The sequence below is a fragment of the Pedobacter sp. ASV1-7 genome (assembly GCF_040203335.1).
Taxonomy (GTDB): domain Bacteria; phylum Bacteroidota; class Bacteroidia; order Sphingobacteriales; family Sphingobacteriaceae; genus Pedobacter.
In genome coordinates, this window is sequence record NZ_JBEHBV010000006.1 from 119,839 (window position 1) to 141,297 (window position 21,459).

Sequence of the window (21,459 nt, forward strand, 5' to 3'; positions counted from 1 at the left end):
TAATTAATATGTAGCAGTTGATGCTCTGGCAATCAACTCTACAGGAATGATGACAGGATCAGTTTTATACATTTGTCCTCCATCCTCATTTTTCAATAACTCTGTCAGCGTTTCAACAATACGTTTACCCACCAGGTTAGGAAACTGTTCAACTGAAGTCACAGATGGCGTAATAATAGCAGTCCGCGGGTCATTAGAATAACCTGCGATACTCAATCCACCAGGAACAGCAATATTATTTTCCTTAGCATATTCAATTGCTGCTATAGCACTAGTATCATTATTAGCGAACAAGCCATCAGGCACTATATGTTTTTTAAACAATGCCTGCATGGCTTTCTTTGCATTTTCATGTGTCAGTTCATGATGAAAAATCCATTCTTTTTGGACAGGTAAACCATGTTCCTCCATTGCTTTTAAAAAGCCTGCTTCACGATCCTGATAAAGATTAGAGGTTAAAGGACCAGAAATATGAGCAATTCGTTTACACCCTGCATCAATCAGGTGTTTAGTAGCCAGGTAAGCACCTTTAAAATCCTCTCCTTTGATTAAGGTTGCTTTATACCCGTCAACAGGAACGCGATCATAAAAAATAACTGGCGTATTATTTTCTACAAACTTATCGAAATGACTAAAATCTATTGTCTGTAAACTACAAGCAGCAATTAAAGCATCAACACGAGAAGCGAATAAAGTTTCTGTAAGCTCACGTTCCATACTTACAGAATCATTAGACTGACAAATGATCAGACTAAAACCATGTTTATGCAAATCATTTTGAATTGTGGTGATAACTTCAGCATGAAAAAACATAGAAACTCTGGGAATAATTAAACCCACAGTATTGGTTTTATTACTCCTTAATCCAGAAGCCATAAGGTTTCTGCGATACCCTAGTTTCTGAGCCATTTCCATAACATCCCTCCTTGTCTTTTCTTTAACATAAGGATGATTATTTAATGCCCTTGAAATGGTTGCAGGTGAAAGCTTTAATGCCTCTGCAATATCCAGGATTGTATTTTGATATGTCTTTTTAGCAGTAGCCATATAACGTAAATATTTGCAAGCTACCACTTTTTTTATTGATATGAAAACGTTTTCATAAAATAGCATTTTACCGACAATGCTATGATGGCACAGGACAGTGTGATTACATAAAAATACTATATTTAAAGCCCAAACCCTATACAAATGACCGTAGGCCTTTTTATACCTTGCTATATCGACCAATTTTATCCAAATGCCGCCATTGCAACTTTAAATTTATTAAGCAAACTTGGCATAACAGTAAAATATCCTGTCAACCAAACCTGTTGTGGACAACCCATGGCCAACTCCGGCTTTGAACATCTGACACAGGGATGCAATGATTTATTTATCGACAATTTTGAGGAATTTGATTATATCGTTTCCCCGTCGGGAAGTTGTGTATTACATATAAAGGATCACTTGCATTCTTCAACAGCCGAAGACAAAGCTTTAAGCATCCGGAAAAAAGTATATGAATTAACAGAGTTTCTGACAGATGTACTTAAAGTTGAAAAACTGGAAGCGCGCTTTCCTCATAAAGTAGGTATGCACCAGAGTTGTCACGGACAAAGAGGTTTGATGCTTGCTCAAATGACAGAACTTGTTGATAAACCCTATTCTAAACCGTTGCAATTACTAAAAATGGTTGAAGGACTTGAATTGGTTGAGTTGAGCAGAAAAGATGAATGTTGTGGCTTTGGAGGAACATTCTGTGTTGCAGAAGAAGCTGTTTCTGTAAAAATGGGTAAAGATCGTGTAGCAGATCATATCAATCATGGTGCAGAGTATATAACAGCTTCCGACATGTCTTGTTTGATGCATATGGAAGGCATTCTTCGTCGTCAAAACAGTGATGTAAAAGTGCTGCATATTGCAGAAATATTAAATGCAGAATTGTAATTAAAGAGAAGTACAGCAATAAAGAAAATGAGTACAGAAAGAAAAGATCACGCAGCATTATCAGATGTATTTAATAAAGATGAAGCAAGGGTAGACTGGCATGACGAAACTTTATGGTTTGTGCGTGCTAAGCGTGATAAAGCAGCCCATAGTATCCCGGAATGGGAAACACTAAGGGAAACTGCTTCACAAATCAAAAACAATGTACTGTCTGATCTTCACAACTATCTGGTTGAATTTGAAACTCATGCAACGAATAATGGAGTTACGGTACATTGGGCAGCTGATGCGGCCGAACATAACCAGATTGTTCATTCAATATTACAAAAACATAAAATAGGCCGGCTCATCAAAAGTAAATCAATGCTTACTGAAGAATGTCACCTGAATGAATATCTACATAAAAATGGAATTGATGTAGTTGATACTGACCTGGGCGAACGTATTGTACAGTTGGCCAAAGAACCACCAAGTCATATCGTATTACCTTGCATCCATAAAAAGAAAGAAGAAATTGGTGAACTGTTCCATGAACATCTGGGTACACCGGAAGGAATGGCCGACCCTCAATTTCTAACTGCCGCTGCTCGTGAACATCTAAGGGAAACCTTTTTAACACGCAGAGCAGCCATCACAGGTGTCAACTTTGCAGTTGCAGAAACCGGTGAATTTGTAGTTTGTACCAATGAAGGAAATGCAGATATGGGCGCACACCTTGCTGATGTCCATATTGCCTGTATGGGCATTGAAAAAATTATCCCTAAGCGAAAGAACCTGGGTGTATTTCTAAGACTGCTAACCAGAAGCGCTACGGGGCAACCCATTACCACCTATTCCAGCCATTTTAAAAAGCCAAGGCCCGGACAGGAAATGCACATTGTATTGGTCGACAATGGACGTACAACTCAATTGAGTCGCCCTGACTTCAGAAACTCTTTGAAATGTATCCGCTGTGCTGCATGTATGAACACCTGTCCGGTTTACCGCAGAAGTGGCGGTCATAGTTACCATACCGCAGTAGCCGGCCCTATCGGCTCTATACTAGCACCCAATCTCGACATGAGGGAATATGCAGATTTACCTTTTGCTTCTACCCTATGCGGATCTTGCAGTAATGTGTGTCCGGTTAAGATTAACATACATGAACAGCTGTACAAATGGCGACAGGTAATTGTAAAAGAAGGCTATGCTAATCCTAAAAAGAAACTGGCAATGAAAGCAATGGAATTTACCTTATCCAGTCCTTTTGTTTACAAGAATGCAGGAAAAGCAGGACGTTGGTTTATGAAACACGCACCCTTTACAGTAAATAACAAACTTAATTTATGGTATCAGCAGCGCGAAATGCCTGCAGTACCTAAAGAATCATTTGGTGAATGGTATAAAAAGAATAAAAATAATGACTAGCAGAGAACAGATATTAGCAAAAGTACTAGCCAATCAGCCCAATGCGCAACCACTTCCGGCAGACCTCTCGACTGCATTTCCTGCAGCAAATCCACTTGAGGCTTTTGCAACCGTATTAACCAATATAGGTGGAAACTTTGTACAAGTTAAGGATTTTAATGCTATTAAAGATTATATAAATACCCACTTTGCAGGTCAGCGTATCGTATCAACATTACCAGAACTGGAAGAACTATCGGAACAAGGTTGGAAAAACCAGGATCCACATAGTTATGCCAATGTAGATCTGGCTATAATCAATGCTCATTTTGGTGTTGCTGAAAATGCAGCAGTGTGGATTACTGAAGATTTAATGCATCAACGTGCAGTACCATTTATTTGTCAGCAACTAGCAATAGTACTAAGCAAAAATGAAATTGTACAGACTATGCATGATGCCTACTTAAAAATAGGTTCTGCTGATTATGGCTTTGGTAGTTTTATTGCCGGACCATCTAAAACAGCCGATATAGAACAATCTCTGGTTTTAGGTGCTCACGGCCCTAAAGGAATGACCGTTTTTGTAATCGATTAGTCTTCCTCAATAAAATCAAGGTCTTTGTGATGGGTTTCCGGAATTGTTCTTATGCAATAGAAACCTATCCCAAAGCATATCAATCCAACTATACCAGCTGCCTTTAATTCAAAAACATGAGGCTTTAATGTAGTATATAATGTTGTCATCAATACTACTGTTCCCCTCACCATATTCGGAATAGTGGTGGCAGCAGTTGCCCTTACATTCGTACCAAACTGTTCAGCTCCAATAGTGACAAACATAGCCCAGTAGCCAATACCAAAACCCATCCAAACGCATATCGCATAAAGCCCCGTTGAAGTAGTTATTCCTGCATATAAATAGATCAGGGCACCAACTACTGTAAAAGCCATCATATAAGTTACCGTACGGATACGTGATTCAAGCCAGTAACTGACCACACCACTTAGTAAATCGCCAATAGAAAGTCCAACGTAGCACCACATAACTGCGAGTCCAGGCTTAATGGCCTCACTAATCCCTAATGCTTTACCAAATTCATTACTAAATGTGGCCAGAACACCTATTATATACCAGGTCGGTAAACCAATCCCAATACACTTTAAATACAATATCAGTCTCTTTCTATTGGTAAAGAATGAGAGAAAATTACCTTTTGCTACATGACTTTTTTCTTTCATCGTATGGAACATCCCCGATTCAAAAACACCAATTCTTAAAAATAAGAGCAAAATCCCCATACCACCGCCTATAAAATATGCGTTTCTCCAACTAAATAGTTCAACAGTAAAATAACCAACGATAGCACCAAGTAAACCGACACCCGCCACAAGCGAGGTACCGATTGCCCTTAACCGTTTAGGCAAGCTTTCTGAGACCAATGTAATTCCAGCACCAAGTTCACCTGCTAAACCAATACCAGCAATAAAACGAAGTATTTTATAAATGTTTATATCATGTACAAAACCACAGGCAAAGTTTGCCAGAGAGTAAGTAATAATTGAACCAAATAATACAGACAGACGGCCTTTTTTATCGCCTAACACTCCCCACAAAATACCACCAAGTAACAAGCCGGTCATCTGCCAGTTTAAAATACTGGCTCCTTCTATGGATACTGCAGCTTCATCCAGCCCTAATTCTGTTAAACTGGGTATCCTTACAATACCAAATAAAAGCAAGTCATAAATATCTACGAAGTAGCCAAGCGCGGCTACAATTACAGGAGCACTAAGCAGGTAAGCTGCAGCACTCTTCTCTTTAATATGTTTGGTCATTCAGGGTTGAAGAATTATTACACTAAGATATTTGTTTTTATAAAAATCTGTCATCCCAGCTCAATTTATTTTTCATCAACGTATATTTGAAAATAAACCACCCTATCATGCGTATACCTTATCAGCAGCTTCAGGAAGAATTCAACAGAGTACTCTTAAAATTATCATTTAGTCCTGAAATGGCCCATACCTGTGCAACAATTTTTGCAGACAACAGCAGAGATGGAATTTACTCTCATGGCTTAAACAGGTTTCCTGTTTTTATAAAGCATGTAACCGAAGGTCTGGTTATCCCTTCAGCAGTACCTGAATTATTAGAAAGCAATGGAAGTATAGAGCGTTGGGATGGAAAACTGGCACCTGGAATGTTCAATGCTACACATGCAATGAACCGTGCTATAGCTTTAGCAGAAAGTAACGGAATCGGCTGTGTGGCGATAAGGAATACGAATCATTGGATGCGTGGTGGCACTTATGGCTGGCAAGCAGCTGAAGCAGGATGTATTGGGATATGTTTTACCAATGCTGTAGGTAGTATGCCTGCCTGGGGTGGAACTTCTCCTGTTTTAGGAAACAATCCGCTTGTCATTGCTGTACCACGTACAGAAGGACATGTTGTACTTGATATGGCTATGTCACAGTTTTCTTATGGTAAAATGCAGGAATATGAACTGAAGGGTGAAATGCTGCCATTTCCCGGAGGGTATGATGAAGCAGGAAACTTAAGTACAGACCCTGTAGAAATCAGGAAAACCAAACTAGCCCTGCCAATCGGTTTCTGGAAAGGTTCGGGTCTTTCATTAATGCTCGATATACTGGCTGTAGCACTTAGTGGTGGCCGCTCCACAGAGAAAATATCTGCAGAAAAATATGAAACAGGTGTATCACAATGCTTTATTTGTATCAAACAACCAGATATGCATAGCGCTCTAATCGAACAAATTCTGGCATTTACTAAAGAAAGTACAGAAGTTGAGCCTGAAAAACCAATAACTTATCCCGGAGAAAGAACCCTAAAAACACGTCTGGATAATGAAAAAAATGGCATTCCGGTAAATGAAGAAATCTGGATGCAAGTAAAAAGCATTTAAAATTTGGATTGCTTATTTTAATGTATATATTTGGTTAACCAATAATTGGTCAACCAAATATATTATATGAAGTCATTTATAGAAACGATCAAATCAATTGAAGTCGAATCTCCGGTCGATAAGATTATAGGTCAGCTCAAGCATCTTATTACCAGCGGGCAACTTCAGCCCGGTGACAAGCTACCTGCGGAACGACTACTGGCTGAAAAATTTGGGGTGGGTCGCAGTTTTGTTCGTGAGGCAATTTTAAAACTTGAATTTTACGGTTTAATCAGAACTACCCCTCAAAGTGGAACCTATGTTTCCGGCTTAAGCATTAAGGTTTTAGACAACATCATCACCGATATTATTAAATTCAATAAAGACGATTTCAATTCACTTTTAGAAGCAAGATACTACCTGGAACTGGATGCGGTAAAACTAGCTGCTGAAAGAAGAACAGAACATGACTTGATAAAACTAAGGGAAGCCCTGATGGATTATGAAAATAAGACCAACAATAACCTTGATGCTGTTGAAGAAGACATGCTTTTTCATATGGCCATTGCAAAGGCATCCAAAAACTCGGTTATTGAATCCATGATCCTCATTCTTATTCCCGATCTGATCAAGAATATTGTAGAAAATAAAATTTGTGGTGAGAACCGTAGTAAACTGGCCATTGCTGAGCATAGAAATATACTTGCAGCTATTGAAAGTCAGGATATTGATGCTGCAGAAAATGCTGTGGCGGCTCACCTCAACGATATGTTTCAAATTAGTAAAGCCGGATTTTCCGCACAAAATATTATTAATGATAACTAGCTAAGCACAAATAACTCATTTCTTTTATAATGCATATGAACTACTTAAAAAAGTTAGTAATGGCCATGTTTTGCCTGATATTTCCTCTGCTCACAATAGCACAGGAGCATCCGGGCATAATGCTGACCAAAAAAAACATTGGAGCAATAAGAAAAGGTGTCGAAACCTATCCTATACTTAAAAAATCATACAAAAAGGTGAAAACTGAAGCCGACAAAGCCCTTTTAGAGCCTATAAATGTACCTACACCAAAAGATGCAGGTGGTGGAGCTACACACGAACAACACAAAAAAAATTATAACACAATGTTGAATTGCGGTATTGCGTACCAGATTTCAGGTGATAAAAAATATGCTGTGTATGTAGAAAACATGTTATTAAAATATGCTGCAGATTACAGCAAATGGCCCTTACACCCAAAAAGAAAAGAGAATCACCAGGGAGGTAAAATCTTTTGGCAAAGCCTGAATGATTTTGTGTGGCAGGTATATACCATACAGGGCTATGACATGGTTTACGATGCCATCTCTCCAAAAAACAGAGCGGCAATCAATGCAGGACTATTCGAGCCTATGCTTAAATTCTTCACGGTAGACTGTAAAGAAACCTTTGATAAAATCCATAATCATGGCACCTGGGATATTGCAGCTGTAGGTATGACCGGATACGTATTAAATAAACCTGAATATGTAGAAATGGCTATAAAAGGATCTTCAAAAGATGGTAAAACAGGTTACCTGGCCCAAATAGATCAGTTATTTTCTCCTGATGGATATTACACCGAAGGTCCTTACTACCAAAGATATGCGTTATTACCTTTCATCATTTTCGCTAAAACCATTAATAACTTTCAACCAGAGTTAAAAATATTTGAATACCGCAATCAGCTATTGGCCAAAGCCATTAACACCTCTTTACAGCTTACTTATACAGACGGCACCTTTTTCCCATTTAACGATGCAGTAAAAGGAAAAACTTATGAAACACCTGAACTGGTGTATGGGGTAAATATATCCTATGCTGATATCAAACCATCAGCAGAACTATTATCAATTGCCGAAAGACAAGCCGAAGTAATCATTTCCGATGCAGGGTTAAAGGTTGCCGCTGACATTCAAGCAGGTAAAGCCAAACCTTTCTCTTATGTATCTCAATTAATTAAAGACGGTGCTTCAGGCAAAGAAGGTGGTTTGGGAATACTCAGGTCTGGCAACAATGAAGACCAGCAAGCTCTATTGCTAAAAGCAACTTCACAAGGAATGGGGCATGGTCATTTTGATCGTCTGAACATTTTGTATTATGACAACGGTGTTGAAGTATTTCCTGATTATGGATCAGCCAGATTCATCAATATTGAATCGAAAAAAGGAGGAGATTATTTACCAGAAAATAAATCCTGGGCTAAACAAACCATTGCACACAATACGTTGGTGGTAGACCAGACTTCAAACTACAAGGCAAACCCTAAAACTGCACAGGATTCTTACCCTGAAGTACTATACTTTAAAGTCGATAAAGATCTTCAGGTTATGAGTGCCATTGAGCGCAATGCCTATCCTGATGTACAAATGATCAGAACCTCTGCTTTACTAAAAGTAGCTGAGCTAACTAAACCACTGATCATTGATGTGTTCCAGGTATTGTCGGGTAAATCGCACCAGTACGACCTTCCTTTTTGGTATAAGGGGCATATTGTTGATGCCTCAGTGAAGATAAATGCATTTAAAGGTCAGTTAAAACCACTTGGAGAAAAGAACGGATATGAACACATATGGCTGAATGCTGATATGCCAATAGAAAACAAAACGGGATATGTGACTATTTTAAATAACAAAAGGTTTTACACCACCCATTTCACTACAGATAATGCTGTTAACTTAAAAATGCTGATGCTTGGGGCTAACGATCCGGATATGAGTCTGATTGAAAGCAAAGCTTTCATGCTTTCTTCTTCAGGATCGGCCAATCAGACTTTCTTTAACATTGTAGAAACACATGGTAAAACGAATCCCGTTAGTGAAACCACAACTGGAGCTGCCAGTAAAATTACTGAGCTGAAAATTTTAAACAGCAACAAAGATCAGGTAACCGTTTCATTTAAAGTAAAAGGTAAACCATACAGCTACCAGATCAACTATAATAACAAAGAAAACTTTATTAAACTTAATTAATACGTCATGTTACAGAACAATTTATTTCAAATAGACGCAGAAACACCCTGGCAAGATCTCGGCAACGGAATTAAAAGACAGATATATGGCTATGACGACAAAATAATGCTTGTAAAAGCAAAGTTCGAAGCTGAAGCTGTAGGGGTTTTACATGAGCACCACCATTCGCAGGTTACTTATGTAGAAAGTGGAGTTTTTGAAATGACCATTGGCGAGGAAAAAAGGATCATCAAAAAAGGAGATGGTTTTTATGCTCCGCCTCATGTATGGCATGGCTGTGTATGTATTGAACCGGGAATTCTGATAGATGTGTTTTCCCCACATCGGGAAGATTTCCTCTAAAAATAGCTTAAATATAAACCTTAAAATCTAAAAAAGATGAAGAAGATATTCATACTTTGCGGGATCCTTATGGCCAATTTTTCCCTTATTGCCCAGGATGCAACAGCAGTAAAAAAAGTAACTTATCCAGCCGGATATACCGAACAAATAGATGTCGTTTATACAAAAGTGAACGACTGGGAAGGTAAATTAGACTTATATCTACCACCTGCTCAAAATGGTCCTTCTCCTGTCGTGATTAACATTCATGGTGGAGGCTGGAATAAAGGAAACAAGGAATCACAAACAGGATTCAGCGGCTTCTTTAAAAGAGGCTATGCCGTTGCCAACATCGCCTATCGCCTTACCGGAGTAGCAACTGCTCCAGCTGCTGTTGAAGATACCCGTTGTGCACTGATCTATTTGATCAATAATGCAAAAAAGCTAAACATCGATCCAAACAAGATTGTGATTATGGGCGGTTCAGCAGGTGGCCACCTGGCATTAATGGGTGGTTTGTTAGAAAACAACCCAATTTTCGACACCAACTGTAAAGGAACAAAAAACATTAAAGTAGCAGCTATTATAGACAAATATGGGATTACTGATGTATGGGATTGGGGCTATGGCACATTAAAGACTAGTAAATCTGCTACCAGCTGGCTTGGTGATAAAGCCAAAGACAAAGATTTTGCGAAGTCCGTTTCACCATTGTACCAGGTAAAAAAAACAAGTCCACCGGTATTCATTGTTCATGGTGATGCTGACCCTATTGTACCATATGAGCAATCTGTTGCCCTGAAGGCAAAACTCGACGAGCTGGGTGTAAAAAATGAATTCATTACTGTTAAAGGTGGACAACACGGAAAATTTGAAGCGGAAGACAATCGTATGGTCAATGCAAAAATTATGGACTTTTTAAAAGGTCTCGGGCTATAACCCTATCATAAAAAAACATGAAAGTAAAAGGATTAAGATGGTATATCATTGCACTGATTGGATTTGCAACAGTGATTAATTACATAGACCGTAGCGCCATCAATATCATGTGGCCATACATCTATAAAGAATTTGGAATTGCTGATGTTGATAACAAAAGTGCACTTGCACTGATCACCACCTTCTTTATGATCGCTTATGCCCTGGGTCAGACCTTCACAGGAAAGCTGATGGATGCAGTTGGTACAAGATTAGGTATGACCATTTCAATAATTGGCTGGAGTATTTCCATTGCTCTTCACGCCTTTGCACGTGGACTGATGTCTTTCAACATTTTCAGATTTCTGCTCGGTTTTTCAGAGGCAGGTAATTGGCCCGGAGCAACAAAAAGTAATGCTGAATGGTTTCCAGCGAAAGAAAGAGCAATTGCACAAGGCATTTTTGGTGCGGGTGCTTCATTAGGCTCTGTAATATCAGCCCCCATCATAGCACTCCTCTATATTGCGTTTGGCTGGAAAATGACCTTTATACTGATTGCAGCTTTGGGGCTGATCTGGGTTATTCCATGGCTGGTGATCAATAAGACAACACCAGATAAACACCCCTGGTTAACAGACAAAGAACGAGATTATATTCTAGACAAAGATACTGAGGTTAATACTGTTGAAGATGTAGCTCCGGTTTTAACATGGAGAGAATTATTAAAATTTAGAAATACCTGGGGTATTATTACAAGTAGGTTCTTTATTGATCCGGTATGGTGGCTATTTGTTACCTGGTTACCCACATTCTTAAAAGAACAATTCTTTTTCGATATCAAACAGATCGGTGCATTTACCTGGTTACCCTATCTCTTTGCAGCTATTGGCAGCTTAATTGGCGGGTACCATTCATCCTGGCAAGTTAAACGTGGAGTTAATGCCGTAAAAGCCAGAAAAAACTCCATTGCAATAGGTTCAATAGTTATGCTACTCTCACTTGTTGCGATTGTTTATTTCCTGGATAGCTTAAAAGATACCCCTACTCTGGCCATGATATTAATTGGCACAACCTTGTTTGGCTTCCAGTTTCTTATTGGAAATATACAAACCTTACCCAGCGATTATTTCAATGGTAAAAACGTAGGTACTGTAGCTGGAATGGGTGGCACCGCAGCAGTAATTGGAACACTTTTAACCACGTGGGCTGTACCTGTTATGACAAAAACAAGCTACGTATCCTTCTTCGTACTGGCGGCAGCACTTGTACCTATTTCCTGGATATGTATAAAATATATAACATCTAAAAAAATCATTAACCAATAAAAATCATAGAATATGCGTTTAAAAAACAAAATTGCAATCGTAACAGGTGGATCCAGAGATATCGGTAGAGCTGTATCTATTCAGTTGGCCCAAGAAGGTGCAAAAGTTGTAATCAATTATCATAGCAATAAGTCAAATGCAGAGGAAACTCTAAAGCAAATAACAGATAACGGTGGTGAGGGTATCATTGTTAAAGGAGACGTTACCAAGTCTCTCGAAGTAGCTGAGCTGATTAATAAAACAAGAGAGACCTATGGGGATGAGATTCACATCCTCGTTAATGTTGCCGGCGGCATGATTGCCAGAAAAGCCACTTTAGAAATTGATGAAGATTTCTGGGATGAAGTAATGGATTTGAACTTAAAAAGTGTATTTCTTGTTAGCCAGGCCACAATTCCACACATGAAATCAGGTGCTGCGATTGTCAACCTTTCCTCACTTGCAGGAAGAGATGGCGGTGGCCCGGGAGCAAGTGCATATGCAACTGCGAAAGGGGGAATTATGACTTATACAAGATCACTCGCTAAGGAACTAGGCCCTAAAAACATCCGTGTAAATGCGGTTTTACCAGGTATGATTGCTACTACTTTTCACGACACATTTAGCAAACCTGAAGTAAGGGTAAATGTTGCTAACGCTACATTACTAAAACGCGAAGGGACAGCTTCGGAAGTAGCAGACTTAGTTATTTACCTGGCTTCAGACCAGGCAAGCTATATTACCGGAACTAATGTCGACATCAATGGAGGTTTAAACTTTTCGTAACATTAAATATCTGCAGGGGGCTTTCCCCCTGCATTAAAACAATCAATATAAACCTTTCATTGCTTATGATTCACATTTACCGCATCTCATCAAAAAACTAAAGGCACTTTACCCTTAGTAAGGTACCTAAACATCAATTAACCAAATATATAACCAATATGAATTCGAAATTTTACTTACGAGGAATATTCCTCATTGTATTTTCCTGTTTTCTGTTTTCAATTCCCGGATTCACTCAAACCAGAGTAAAAGTACAAGGTGTGGTTAAGTCCACAAGTGGAGAAACTTTACCGGGTGCTTCTGTTACTGTTAAAGATTCAAAACAAGGAACAGTTACCAACAACAAAGGTGAGTTTACGATTAACGCCGAAATTGGGAAACTGCTTCTCATTAACTACATGGGTTACAAACCACAAGCTTATGCAGTAAAAGGTAATGCAACAGTCACCATAACCTTGCAGGAAACCGAAAACACGATGAACGAGTTGGTGGTAATTGGTTACGGTACCCAAAAGAAATCATCAGTTACAGGTGCAGTAAGCAAGCTCAAAAATGAAAATCTCGATGAAATTCCTACATCAAGATTAGACAATGCTTTAATTGGAAAAATTGCTGGTGTAACCATTCAGAACGTAAGCTCCGAGGTTGGTGCTGAACCTGTTGTAAGAGTTCGTGGTTTCAGTTCAATCAGTGCAAACTCAGATCCACTGGTTGTAGTCGATGGTTATCCTGTACCAGATGGACTATCATTTGTAAATCCACAGGATGTAGAATCGATTGAGGTATTGAAAGATGCTGCTTCTGGCGCTATTTATGGTTCCAGAGCTGCAAATGGAGTTATCCTGATCACTACAAAAAGTGGCGTCTCAGATAAACCAAGGTATACTTTTAAATCGTACTATGGTTTTAAAAAGCCTTATGCGCTGAACCCGATCACGAGCATTACCGAATACACTAAAATGCTGTTCAATGAAGCGGCATTAAGACAAAATGACCCAACCGTACCAACAGCTAATAAAAACATCATAACAGGTCCTGAAAGAGCAGCCTATATTATTGAAGACCAAATCAGTGGCATTCCGACTGACTGGCAACAAGAAGCTTTGCAAGATGCCTCAATTGCTAATATTCAACTGAGCATTTCCGGAGGTAAAAAAGACTTAAAATATTATCTTTCTGCAAGTGGGCAGAAAGATCAGGCTATTTTAAAATATAGCGATAACGAGCGTTTAAATGTAAAAGCGAAAATTGATGGTGCATTGAGCAAAAAGGTGAATTTCAGTTTCAACTTCAACCCATCATATATCAAGACACAAAGACCAGCAGTAAACTTTACCGATTACTTTAGATTCGGATCATTTCTGCCGGTTTATCATAACGAATTTACTGCAGCCTATATACACCAGAATTCACAATGGGCAAATATACTTCCAGGGGATTTTGTTCAGGCACGCCATTTTAATGGATTACAATATTCAGGAACAATGCCAGATGGAAGCCTATGGAGCAGTACCGGACCAGTAGAGCCATTTGCAACCAGCAATAATACACCGCTTTCCATAGCTGCAAGAGAAAACGCTAATCAACAAACCTATAGAATGTTGGGTGGTGGAGACATCAGCATTAAATTTCTTCCCAATTTAACCTTTAAAAGTTCCCTGGGAGGGTATTTCACACAACAGGAGAATACAACATTTACCAAGACCGGTGCCAGAAAAGACGGTGATATCAATCAAGCTGTGATATATACTAAAAACTATATGGACCTCTTATTTGAGAATACACTCAACTATAATGTAACAAAGGGCAATCATAATTTCACTGGTTTACTAGGTTTCACAACCCAGCAAACCATGATCAAGGAATCCAATATGGTAGGCAGAAACTTTCCTACTGATGAATTTGAGACCCTTAATCAGGCTGCTCAAATAGACCAGGCCTTAACCAGAACGCTGAAAGACCGTGTAGGATTGATTTCTTATTTAGGGCGTATTACTTACGATTACAAAAGTAAATACCTGTTGGGATTAAGCTATCGTATGGATGGAAGTTCATACTTCGATAAAGGGAAAAAATATGGCTCCTTCCCTGCAATATCTGCTGGCTGGGGAATTGCCAAAGAGGATTTCATGAAGAATGTAACCTGGATAAGCAACATGAAACTCAGAGCCAGTTATGGTGCTACAGGAAACAACAAAATACCTAGTTTTTCTTTCCAAAACTTACTTTATCCAGGAAATTACTCATTTGGAACTGGAAATGGAGATGTAAATCTTGGACTTTCTCCTAATGCAGATGTATTGGCTAACCCGAACATCACCTGGGAACGTACTTTTGAATTCAATACCGGTTTAGACCTTGGCTTTATGGATGATAGATTTGGTTTAACATTAGAATACTATAATTCAATTACAGATAAACTCTTATACAAAAGATCTACACAGTCCTTTAGCGGATCATTTGAATATTTCGACAACTCCGGAAAGATAAAAAATCAGGGTGTAGAAATAGAACTGACTTCTCATAACATTAAAAACAAAGCATTCCAGTGGACTACTGCTTTAAACTTTTCAGCTAACAGGAATAAATTACTTGAATTGGGTGGAGAACCTTTTCAATACAATTATGGTGAACGAAACGAAGTTTATGCGGCTATTGTTGGTAAACCTGCCATCCAGTTCTTTGGTTATAAAACAAATGGTGTCTGGACTTCACAAGCACAGATCGACGAAGCAAAGGCTGGCGGACAAACTTCTACACTTGCTAAATATTTTGCACCAGGAGGTTTAAGGTTTGTTGATACGAATGGTGACAATATCATTGATATGAATGACAGAACCACTATTGGCGACCCATTTCCAGATTTCACCTGGGGCATCAACAACTCTTTCAAATACAAAGGATTTGACTTGAATATTATGATCCAGGGTGTACAAGGTTTAAGTATCATTAATGGCGATGCCAACTACAATGAAACTAGAAGATATAATGAAAACTTCACTAAAAACAGATGGGTAAGTGCTGCCAATCCCGGAGATGGCAAAACACCATACTATACCAATGGTGAAAACTGGATGTTATCAGATTATGTAATTGAAGATGGTTCTTATGCCGCTATCAGAAACGTGATATTAGGGTATTCTTTACCTGCCGGAATAACAAAGAAAGCAGGCGTAAAAGGCATCAGAATATACGGATCAGCTGATAATGTACTTTATCTGATGGGTAAATCGTACCGTGGCATCAATCCAGAAGCAAGAGTACTTTCTTCACTATACTCTTCCCCACTTATTGACGGCTATCAGCGTGGTGCGTTCCCAATTGCCCGTACATATACATTTGGCATAGATGTTAATTTTTAATTATGAAACACCTAAGATTTAATCAAATGAAAAACTTTAGATACTTAACCACAGGCTTACTGCTTAGTATTAGCCTAACAGCTTGTAACAAGATCATCGATATAGATCCAATTTCAAATATCGGGGTTAATGCCTTTTATAGAAATTACGAAGAAACAAAGGCTGCACTTACAGGAAGTTATAACGGTATGCAAAAACCTTTGGAATATGAATGGATGCTGACTGATCTGAGAACTGATATTTCTAAACAAGGAGTAGCAAACAGTTCAACACCTATCAATTTCGAATTTAATGAGTTAGACATGTTTACATTAAACTCGGCTCATGATAAAGTATATCAATATTGGATTTCTACCTATAAAAACATCAGATCAATCAATTATGTATTGAAAAGTCTGGGTGTGAGCTATGCAGGCGGACAAACTTCTGTTGGCGAAGGGACCGCCAAGATGTTTCCACAGCAAAAAAATCAGCTTGCCGGTGAGGCTCTATTCTTACGTGCGTATCATTATTTTAACCTGGTAAGGTTATATGGTGATGTATTTCTGATTACTGAGCCGGTAGATCCAGAACAATCTAAAAAAATCACAAGAACTCCACTTGCGGAATGTTACCAATTAATTGTCGCTGATCTGCTGACGGCAAAAGACCTTCTTTCTCAGACTCCATATGTTTCTACATCTAATGCAGAAGCCGGACGTGCGACATCATGGGCAGCAAAAGCCTTGTTGGCAAAAGTTTATTTAACCACCAACCGTGCATCAAGTGCATTGCCTCTTCTTGATGATGTAATCAGCAATAGCGGACATGGTATGTTACCTTCTTTCACTGATGTTTTTTCGATCAATAACGAGATGAACAAAGAGATCTTGTTCGCCGTTAGATTTAAAGCAGGCGGATTTGGTTTGGGTAACTTTATGGCAAACACTTTTGCACCTTCATCCAGCGGATCTTCGATTGTAAACGGGGATGGTAATGGATATAATTTCCCTACCAATGATCTGGATCTAACCTATAAAACACCAGCAACAGGATCAACAGACGCAAGAAAAACTGTTACCATGGGAAAGTACAACAGCAAATTATATGTTAAAAAATTCTTGTCGCAGGTATTAGTTAAACTCGACGCTGAAAATGACTTCACTGTAATTCGCTTCTCCGATGTATTGTTAATGAAAGCAGAAGCATTAGGCTTCAGTTCAGCTAGTGTAAACCTGATTAATGATGTTAGAGTAAGAGCAGGTGCGACAGATTATGTGAGTGGTGATTTCAATGCCGGTTTTTATAAATACCCAACTGATGGAAGTGTCAATGAGATTAATACGCCAGATAAGTTTATAATCGCATTATTAAACGAAAGAAAACTTGAATTTGCATTTGAGAATCAACGTTTCTTTGATCTGGTAAGAACCGGACAAGCAATTACTGTGATAAAAAATCACTTTTCGGTGGAATTTGATTCACATTACAAGGCTTACAGACCTGCATTTACACTTGCAGAACTCCAGTCTCATTTAACTATAGAAAAACTGTTATTGCCAATTCCACAACGTGAACTGGATGCAAACGACCAAATAAAAATTGTTCAAAACCCAGGTTACTAATTGCTCATTATAAATTTTATAGAGATGAAAAAATTTTTAAAAACAGGGTTTTTTATGCTGGCTTTTGCAGCCACAATAGCCTCCTGCAAAAAAGAGAAACTTTCAGAAATTGGAGAAGGCTCAATTAAGGCCGAAACTTATACTTTTAACAAGGCCACAAAAAGTTTTGATCTGGGAGATGAGGTGAAAAGTGAAATTGTTGCCAACAGCGGCATCAAAATAGTTTATTCGTACCTCATAAGGAATAATGCTACGGATTCTCTGATTTATATCACCACTGATGTAAAAAACAACCCGACAAATTACACCCTTACCATACCGCTTGCTTCATTTCCGGCAAACAACATGAGCCAGGTAAAAGGCGTAAAAATAATGGTAAAGCAAGGTAATAACAGTTCTCTTGAAGGATTTATTCCCATTAAATTCTTCGATCCGGACCTACCTCAGTTTAACAGTTTCCCTACTCAAATTAATGCAGATCTTAGTGGAGCAACTACAATAACAGGTAATCTAACCTCAGAATATGGCATCAAAAAAGTTGATATATTCGATGATTTCCAAACCGAGAACACCTATGTACTGGCACACAGCATTAACAATGTAAACGGTGCTAAACAATATGCATTGAGCTATGCATATACCTACCGCAAAGCTGCCCAACACATTAAAATACAGGTTACGGATATCTACAATCAGACCAATGAATTAATCATCAATATGCCTGTGGATGTTTCTGTTTTTAAACCAAAATTCATTGGTTTTGCAGCTAACATTACACCAATCACTGGAGGAACTACACCTCTAATTGGCAATATCACCTCTGTAACTGGTCTCAAGAAAATAGATATCTACGACGACCGTAATGGAATCTATGAACTGGTTTCCACTTTAAGTGAACTGAATGGAGTTAAAACTTATGATATAAATACTACTTACTTATACAAAAAAAGAGCATCAAACCTTAAACTCATTGCAGTTGATACAGAGGACCTTCAAACTGAGCTGATCATTCCTTTAAATGTCAATTATGGCAGTGTGGTTTACAGAGATGTATTCATGACCGCACAAACATTGGGCACTAACACCATTTTCCTTGAGAATGGAACTACAGCAGGGAACTGCAACCTGATAGCTAATGAAGCGAATATTCAGTTTGTATTTTTTGCTCCTTCCGCAGGGCCAACCTTATATAACCCATTTAGTGGCACAACAGGAACCTTCCCTGCAAATATGAAATGTAGTGGAACGGGATGGACGATTGCTGATCCAGCTGCATTAAAAGACACCAAATTCAGGGTCTTGATCAATGGAGCAAGTACCGGACAAACTGATGTTTATAATCTGGTAGCCGCAAATGAAATAGACGATTTAAGTGATGCATTCTTTACTTCCAGAGCATTGTCGACTCCATCTAGCAGTGGCCCCAGATATGAAGCATCAGCAGCACCTTCAGCATCTTTGTTTAATCTGACCACAGCAAAAATCATTTACCTGCGGATTACAAACCGTACTACCTCTGCGTATAAAAATGCCATTATGGTAATAAAAGAAGTGAATTCAAGTGCTGGTAACTCGACCATGAAATTCGATATATATATCCAGAAATAATTTATGACCATATGCTAAAGACCATATTATTTGTATCCTTATTACTCAATAGCTTTTTATCGATGGCAGAAACCGTCATTGTAGAAAATCCAGCAGCATTGAAAGCTGCTATAAGCAAAGCTAAACCAGGTGCTATCCTTCTTTTGAAGGATGGCACCTGGAACAATGCAGCAATACAATTACAAGGAAATGGAACCGCAAAGGCCCCTATTACCATTAGTCCGCAAACACCTGGAGGTGTGACCTTTACAGGCCAGTCTTACATGCAGATTGCAGGTGAACATCTGATCATCAAAGGATTTCATTTTAAAAATGGATATACTCCAAGAAGGGAAGTAATTTCCTTTCGCATCAACAATGATAAACTGGCAAATAACTGTAGGCTAACTGAAATTGTTATAGAAGACTATAGCCAGCCTCAGCGTTTCAAATCGGATGTATGGATTACGTTATACGGGAAAAACAACCGTATAGACCACTCTACTTTAGTAAACAAGCTAAATTCCGGTCCATTCATCATTGCCGAACTGGACGATGAAAGAAGTCAGCAAAACAACCACAGCATTGATTATAATTATTTTAAAGGCAGACAGCGTTTTGGATCAAATGGAGGTGAAACCATTCGTATTGGTGTTTCCAGATATTCATTAACTGCTTCCCGTACAAATATTGTAAACAATTACTTTGAGCGTTGCAACGGCGAGGTAGAAATCGTCTCTATTAAATCAGGAGAAAACAACGTAAGCTTCAATACTTTCTTTGAATGTGAAGGGGGGCTGGTTTTACGACATGGTTCGGGAAACATTGTTGAAGGAAACTTTTTCATAGGCAATAACAAACCCTTTACCGGTGGTGTCAGAGTCATTAACCCTCGTCAGCAGGTAGTTAATAATGTTTTCTATCAACTACAAGGTGAGAACTTCAGAGCTGCATTAGCTGTATTAAACGGCGTACCAAACTCACTGATCAACAGATATTATCAGGTTAAAGATGCCCAGATTGAGAAAAACACATTTATCAATAGCGGCAACATCTTATTTGGCGCAGGTAAAGATGCAGAGCGGACACTAGGACCAGAAAATGTATCATTTAAAAACAACCTTATCCTTAGTCAAAAAGATGAAATATATACAGACCTGAACAAGGATAAAGGAATTGTGTTTTCTGACAATGCTCTGGACGATAACTTTAAAGGAGAAACGCCTGCAGGATTTAAAAAGGTAAAAATTAAATCAACACGTATAAAAGGACTCGAACTTCCTTATGACAGCCGATACGGTGCAGATCTTAAAAAGCTCCCATTAATACAAAGAGAAGAAACCGGTGCACAATGGTATAAACCAACTATTGTAGCACCATCAAGGAAACCAAAAAGTTTTAGCGTAAGTGCAGCACAAAGCGCAAACATTTCAAATCTTATCAATGATGCCTTGCCTGGAGATACCATCATTTTATCAGAAAGAGGACTTTATAAAATGAATACTGAGGTAAAAGTTAACAAGCCGCTGATCGTTATGGCTGCCAAAAACTTAAGCAGCAGACCGACATTTGTAAATGCATCATTTAAATCCTTACCGGCATTTATCAGCATAGAAAATGGCGGAGATCTGTATGTTAAAGGAATTGCATTCAGAGGTACTTATGAAAGTTTTTCAGCAGTCGATGCTGGTATCAGATCAACTGACCAGGCCATGAACAGACCTTATCATCTGACCATAGATGATTGCGAATTTTACGATTATAATGAAAGCAGCAACAGTGGCTTCAAAGCATCAAAAGGAACCTTTGCTGATAGCCTCGTTGTGCTCAATTCAATTTTCCATCATATGTCGGGTACTGGTGTAGATTTATCTTCAGAAAAAGATGATAAAGGTATGTATAACGCAGAATACACTATAATCAGGAACTGCACCTTTACCAATTTACTAAGTAGTGCGATAAACATTTACCGCGGAGGGAATGATGAAAGTACTTTAGGTCCGTTTGTAACGATTGACCATTGTACATTTAATGAAGTTGAAAACCGTGAACAGGGCACTGTGGTACGATTGATAGGTGCACAATATGCATCAATTACCAATAGCAATTTCTCTTATAGCGGGCAAGGCGGAAGATCAATTCAGTTCCAGGAGTACCGCTGGGATAGCATTCTGGTTGATCATTGCAATTTTTATGAATCTGGAAAAATTGAATCCTTTTATAATAAAGCTGCAGGCAATCATATTTATCACATTAAACCATCATATATGGCGGCCGAAAAACTTAATTATCAATGGCAGGGCCAGTCACCTGCTACAAGCGATCAATTGCCAATAGGTGTAACTAAGTATTAGCATAAA

At 38.6% G+C, this 21,459-nt stretch carries 16 protein-coding genes; 14 read left to right on the top strand and 2 right to left on the bottom strand.

Translation table 11 applies throughout. From position 1 onward, the window contains the following. Nucleotides 1-3 precede the first annotated feature (3 nt). A complete protein-coding gene (locus ABDJ41_RS14965) occupies nt 4-1,047 on the bottom strand; it encodes a LacI family DNA-binding transcriptional regulator (RefSeq protein WP_349786872.1) in 1,044 nt (347 codons plus the stop codon). Between the two features lie 144 nt (nt 1,048-1,191). Here ABDJ41_RS14965 and ABDJ41_RS14970 point away from each other — a divergent pair, with 144 nt between their 5' ends. Genes ABDJ41_RS14970 through ABDJ41_RS14980 form a run of 3 tightly spaced genes read left to right on the top strand, consistent with a single transcriptional unit; the run spans nt 1,192 to nt 3,910 of the window. Next, complete coding sequence (locus ABDJ41_RS14970; RefSeq protein WP_349786873.1) at nt 1,192-1,929, top strand: (Fe-S)-binding protein; 738 nt, start codon at nt 1,192-1,194, stop codon at nt 1,927-1,929. 27 nt (nt 1,930-1,956) lie between these two features. Then, complete coding sequence (locus ABDJ41_RS14975) at nt 1,957-3,336, top strand: lactate utilization protein B (RefSeq protein WP_349786874.1); 1,380 nt, start codon at nt 1,957-1,959, stop codon at nt 3,334-3,336. Next, the gene (locus tag ABDJ41_RS14980) at nt 3,329-3,910 is read left to right on the top strand and encodes a LutC/YkgG family protein (RefSeq protein ID WP_349786875.1); all 582 of its coding nucleotides are present in this window, start codon (nt 3,329-3,331) and stop codon (nt 3,908-3,910) included. The genes ABDJ41_RS14975 and ABDJ41_RS14980 overlap by 8 nt, the downstream gene beginning before the upstream one ends. On the opposite strand, the gene ABDJ41_RS14985 is transcribed toward ABDJ41_RS14980, so the two are convergent. After that, nucleotides 3,907-5,151: an MFS transporter gene (locus ABDJ41_RS14985; protein ID WP_349786877.1), complete on the bottom strand. Its 1,245-nt coding sequence runs from the start codon at nt 5,149-5,151 to the stop codon at nt 3,907-3,909. The genes ABDJ41_RS14980 and ABDJ41_RS14985 overlap by 4 nt on opposite strands. 107 nt (nt 5,152-5,258) lie before the next feature. Between ABDJ41_RS14985 and yiaK the strand changes: the two genes are divergently transcribed. The 11 genes from yiaK (at nt 5,259) to ABDJ41_RS15040 (ending at nt 21,453) form a co-directional block, all read left to right on the top strand. Next, a complete protein-coding gene (gene yiaK, locus ABDJ41_RS14990) occupies nt 5,259-6,242 on the top strand; it encodes a 3-dehydro-L-gulonate 2-dehydrogenase (RefSeq protein WP_349786878.1) in 984 nt (327 codons plus the stop codon). A 66-nt stretch (nt 6,243-6,308) separates the two neighbouring features. Beyond that, the gene (locus ABDJ41_RS14995) at nt 6,309-7,046 is read left to right on the top strand and encodes a FadR/GntR family transcriptional regulator (protein ID WP_349786880.1); all 738 of its coding nucleotides are present in this window, start codon (nt 6,309-6,311) and stop codon (nt 7,044-7,046) included. A 35-nt stretch (nt 7,047-7,081) separates the two neighbouring features. Beyond that, complete coding sequence (locus tag ABDJ41_RS15000) at nt 7,082-9,217, top strand: heparinase II/III domain-containing protein (protein WP_349786881.1); 2,136 nt, start codon at nt 7,082-7,084, stop codon at nt 9,215-9,217. Between the two features lie 6 nt (nt 9,218-9,223). Further along, nucleotides 9,224-9,559 carry a cupin domain-containing protein gene (locus ABDJ41_RS15005; protein WP_349786882.1) on the top strand — a complete coding sequence of 112 codons (336 nt, stop codon included), beginning with the start codon at nt 9,224-9,226 and terminating at the stop codon, nt 9,557-9,559. Nucleotides 9,560-9,595: 36 nt separating this feature from the next. Further along, on the top strand, nt 9,596-10,477 hold the full coding sequence (locus tag ABDJ41_RS15010) for an alpha/beta hydrolase fold domain-containing protein (RefSeq protein WP_349786883.1): 882 nt from the start codon (nt 9,596-9,598) through the stop codon (nt 10,475-10,477). Nucleotides 10,478-10,494: 17 nt separating this feature from the next. After that, nucleotides 10,495-11,781 (top strand): MFS transporter, encoded by a 1,287-nt coding sequence (locus ABDJ41_RS15015; RefSeq protein WP_349786884.1) that lies wholly within the window; start codon nt 10,495-10,497, stop codon nt 11,779-11,781. 12 nt (nt 11,782-11,793) lie between these two features. Continuing rightward, on the top strand, nt 11,794-12,546 hold the full coding sequence (locus ABDJ41_RS15020; protein WP_349786885.1) for an SDR family NAD(P)-dependent oxidoreductase: 753 nt from the start codon (nt 11,794-11,796) through the stop codon (nt 12,544-12,546). 158 nt (nt 12,547-12,704) lie between these two features. Beyond that, on the top strand, nt 12,705-15,908 hold the full coding sequence (locus ABDJ41_RS15025) for a SusC/RagA family TonB-linked outer membrane protein (protein ID WP_349786886.1): 3,204 nt from the start codon (nt 12,705-12,707) through the stop codon (nt 15,906-15,908). A gap of 26 nt (nt 15,909-15,934) precedes the next feature. After that, nucleotides 15,935-17,512: a RagB/SusD family nutrient uptake outer membrane protein gene (locus tag ABDJ41_RS15030; protein WP_349786887.1), complete on the top strand. Its 1,578-nt coding sequence runs from the start codon at nt 15,935-15,937 to the stop codon at nt 17,510-17,512. Between the two features lie 24 nt (nt 17,513-17,536). Further along, complete coding sequence (locus tag ABDJ41_RS15035; protein WP_349786888.1) at nt 17,537-19,120, top strand: hypothetical protein; 1,584 nt, start codon at nt 17,537-17,539, stop codon at nt 19,118-19,120. An 11-nt stretch (nt 19,121-19,131) separates the two neighbouring features. Then, nucleotides 19,132-21,453 (top strand): chondroitinase-B domain-containing protein, encoded by a 2,322-nt coding sequence (locus ABDJ41_RS15040; protein WP_349786890.1) that lies wholly within the window; start codon nt 19,132-19,134, stop codon nt 21,451-21,453. Nucleotides 21,454-21,459 lie beyond the last annotated feature (6 nt).

What these genes read in the sequence shown, in the direction of transcription:
- ABDJ41_RS14965 (WP_349786872.1), bottom strand. Translation starts at nt 1,047, where the DNA reads ATGGCTACTGCTAAAAAGACATATCAAAATACAATCCTGGATATTGCA.
- ABDJ41_RS14970 (WP_349786873.1), top strand. Translation starts at nt 1,192, where the DNA reads ATGACCGTAGGCCTTTTTATACCTTGCTATATCGACCAATTTTATCCA.
- ABDJ41_RS14975 (WP_349786874.1), top strand. Translation starts at nt 1,957, where the DNA reads ATGAGTACAGAAAGAAAAGATCACGCAGCATTATCAGATGTATTTAAT.
- ABDJ41_RS14980 (WP_349786875.1), top strand. Translation starts at nt 3,329, where the DNA reads ATGACTAGCAGAGAACAGATATTAGCAAAAGTACTAGCCAATCAGCCC.
- ABDJ41_RS14985 (WP_349786877.1), bottom strand. Translation starts at nt 5,151, where the DNA reads ATGACCAAACATATTAAAGAGAAGAGTGCTGCAGCTTACCTGCTTAGT.
- yiaK (WP_349786878.1), top strand. Translation starts at nt 5,259, where the DNA reads ATGCGTATACCTTATCAGCAGCTTCAGGAAGAATTCAACAGAGTACTC.
- ABDJ41_RS14995 (WP_349786880.1), top strand. Translation starts at nt 6,309, where the DNA reads ATGAAGTCATTTATAGAAACGATCAAATCAATTGAAGTCGAATCTCCG.
- ABDJ41_RS15000 (WP_349786881.1), top strand. Translation starts at nt 7,082, where the DNA reads ATGAACTACTTAAAAAAGTTAGTAATGGCCATGTTTTGCCTGATATTT.
- ABDJ41_RS15005 (WP_349786882.1), top strand. Translation starts at nt 9,224, where the DNA reads ATGTTACAGAACAATTTATTTCAAATAGACGCAGAAACACCCTGGCAA.
- ABDJ41_RS15010 (WP_349786883.1), top strand. Translation starts at nt 9,596, where the DNA reads ATGAAGAAGATATTCATACTTTGCGGGATCCTTATGGCCAATTTTTCC.
- ABDJ41_RS15015 (WP_349786884.1), top strand. Translation starts at nt 10,495, where the DNA reads ATGAAAGTAAAAGGATTAAGATGGTATATCATTGCACTGATTGGATTT.
- ABDJ41_RS15020 (WP_349786885.1), top strand. Translation starts at nt 11,794, where the DNA reads ATGCGTTTAAAAAACAAAATTGCAATCGTAACAGGTGGATCCAGAGAT.
- ABDJ41_RS15025 (WP_349786886.1), top strand. Translation starts at nt 12,705, where the DNA reads ATGAATTCGAAATTTTACTTACGAGGAATATTCCTCATTGTATTTTCC.
- ABDJ41_RS15030 (WP_349786887.1), top strand. Translation starts at nt 15,935, where the DNA reads ATGAAAAACTTTAGATACTTAACCACAGGCTTACTGCTTAGTATTAGC.
- ABDJ41_RS15035 (WP_349786888.1), top strand. Translation starts at nt 17,537, where the DNA reads ATGAAAAAATTTTTAAAAACAGGGTTTTTTATGCTGGCTTTTGCAGCC.
- ABDJ41_RS15040 (WP_349786890.1), top strand. Translation starts at nt 19,132, where the DNA reads ATGCTAAAGACCATATTATTTGTATCCTTATTACTCAATAGCTTTTTA.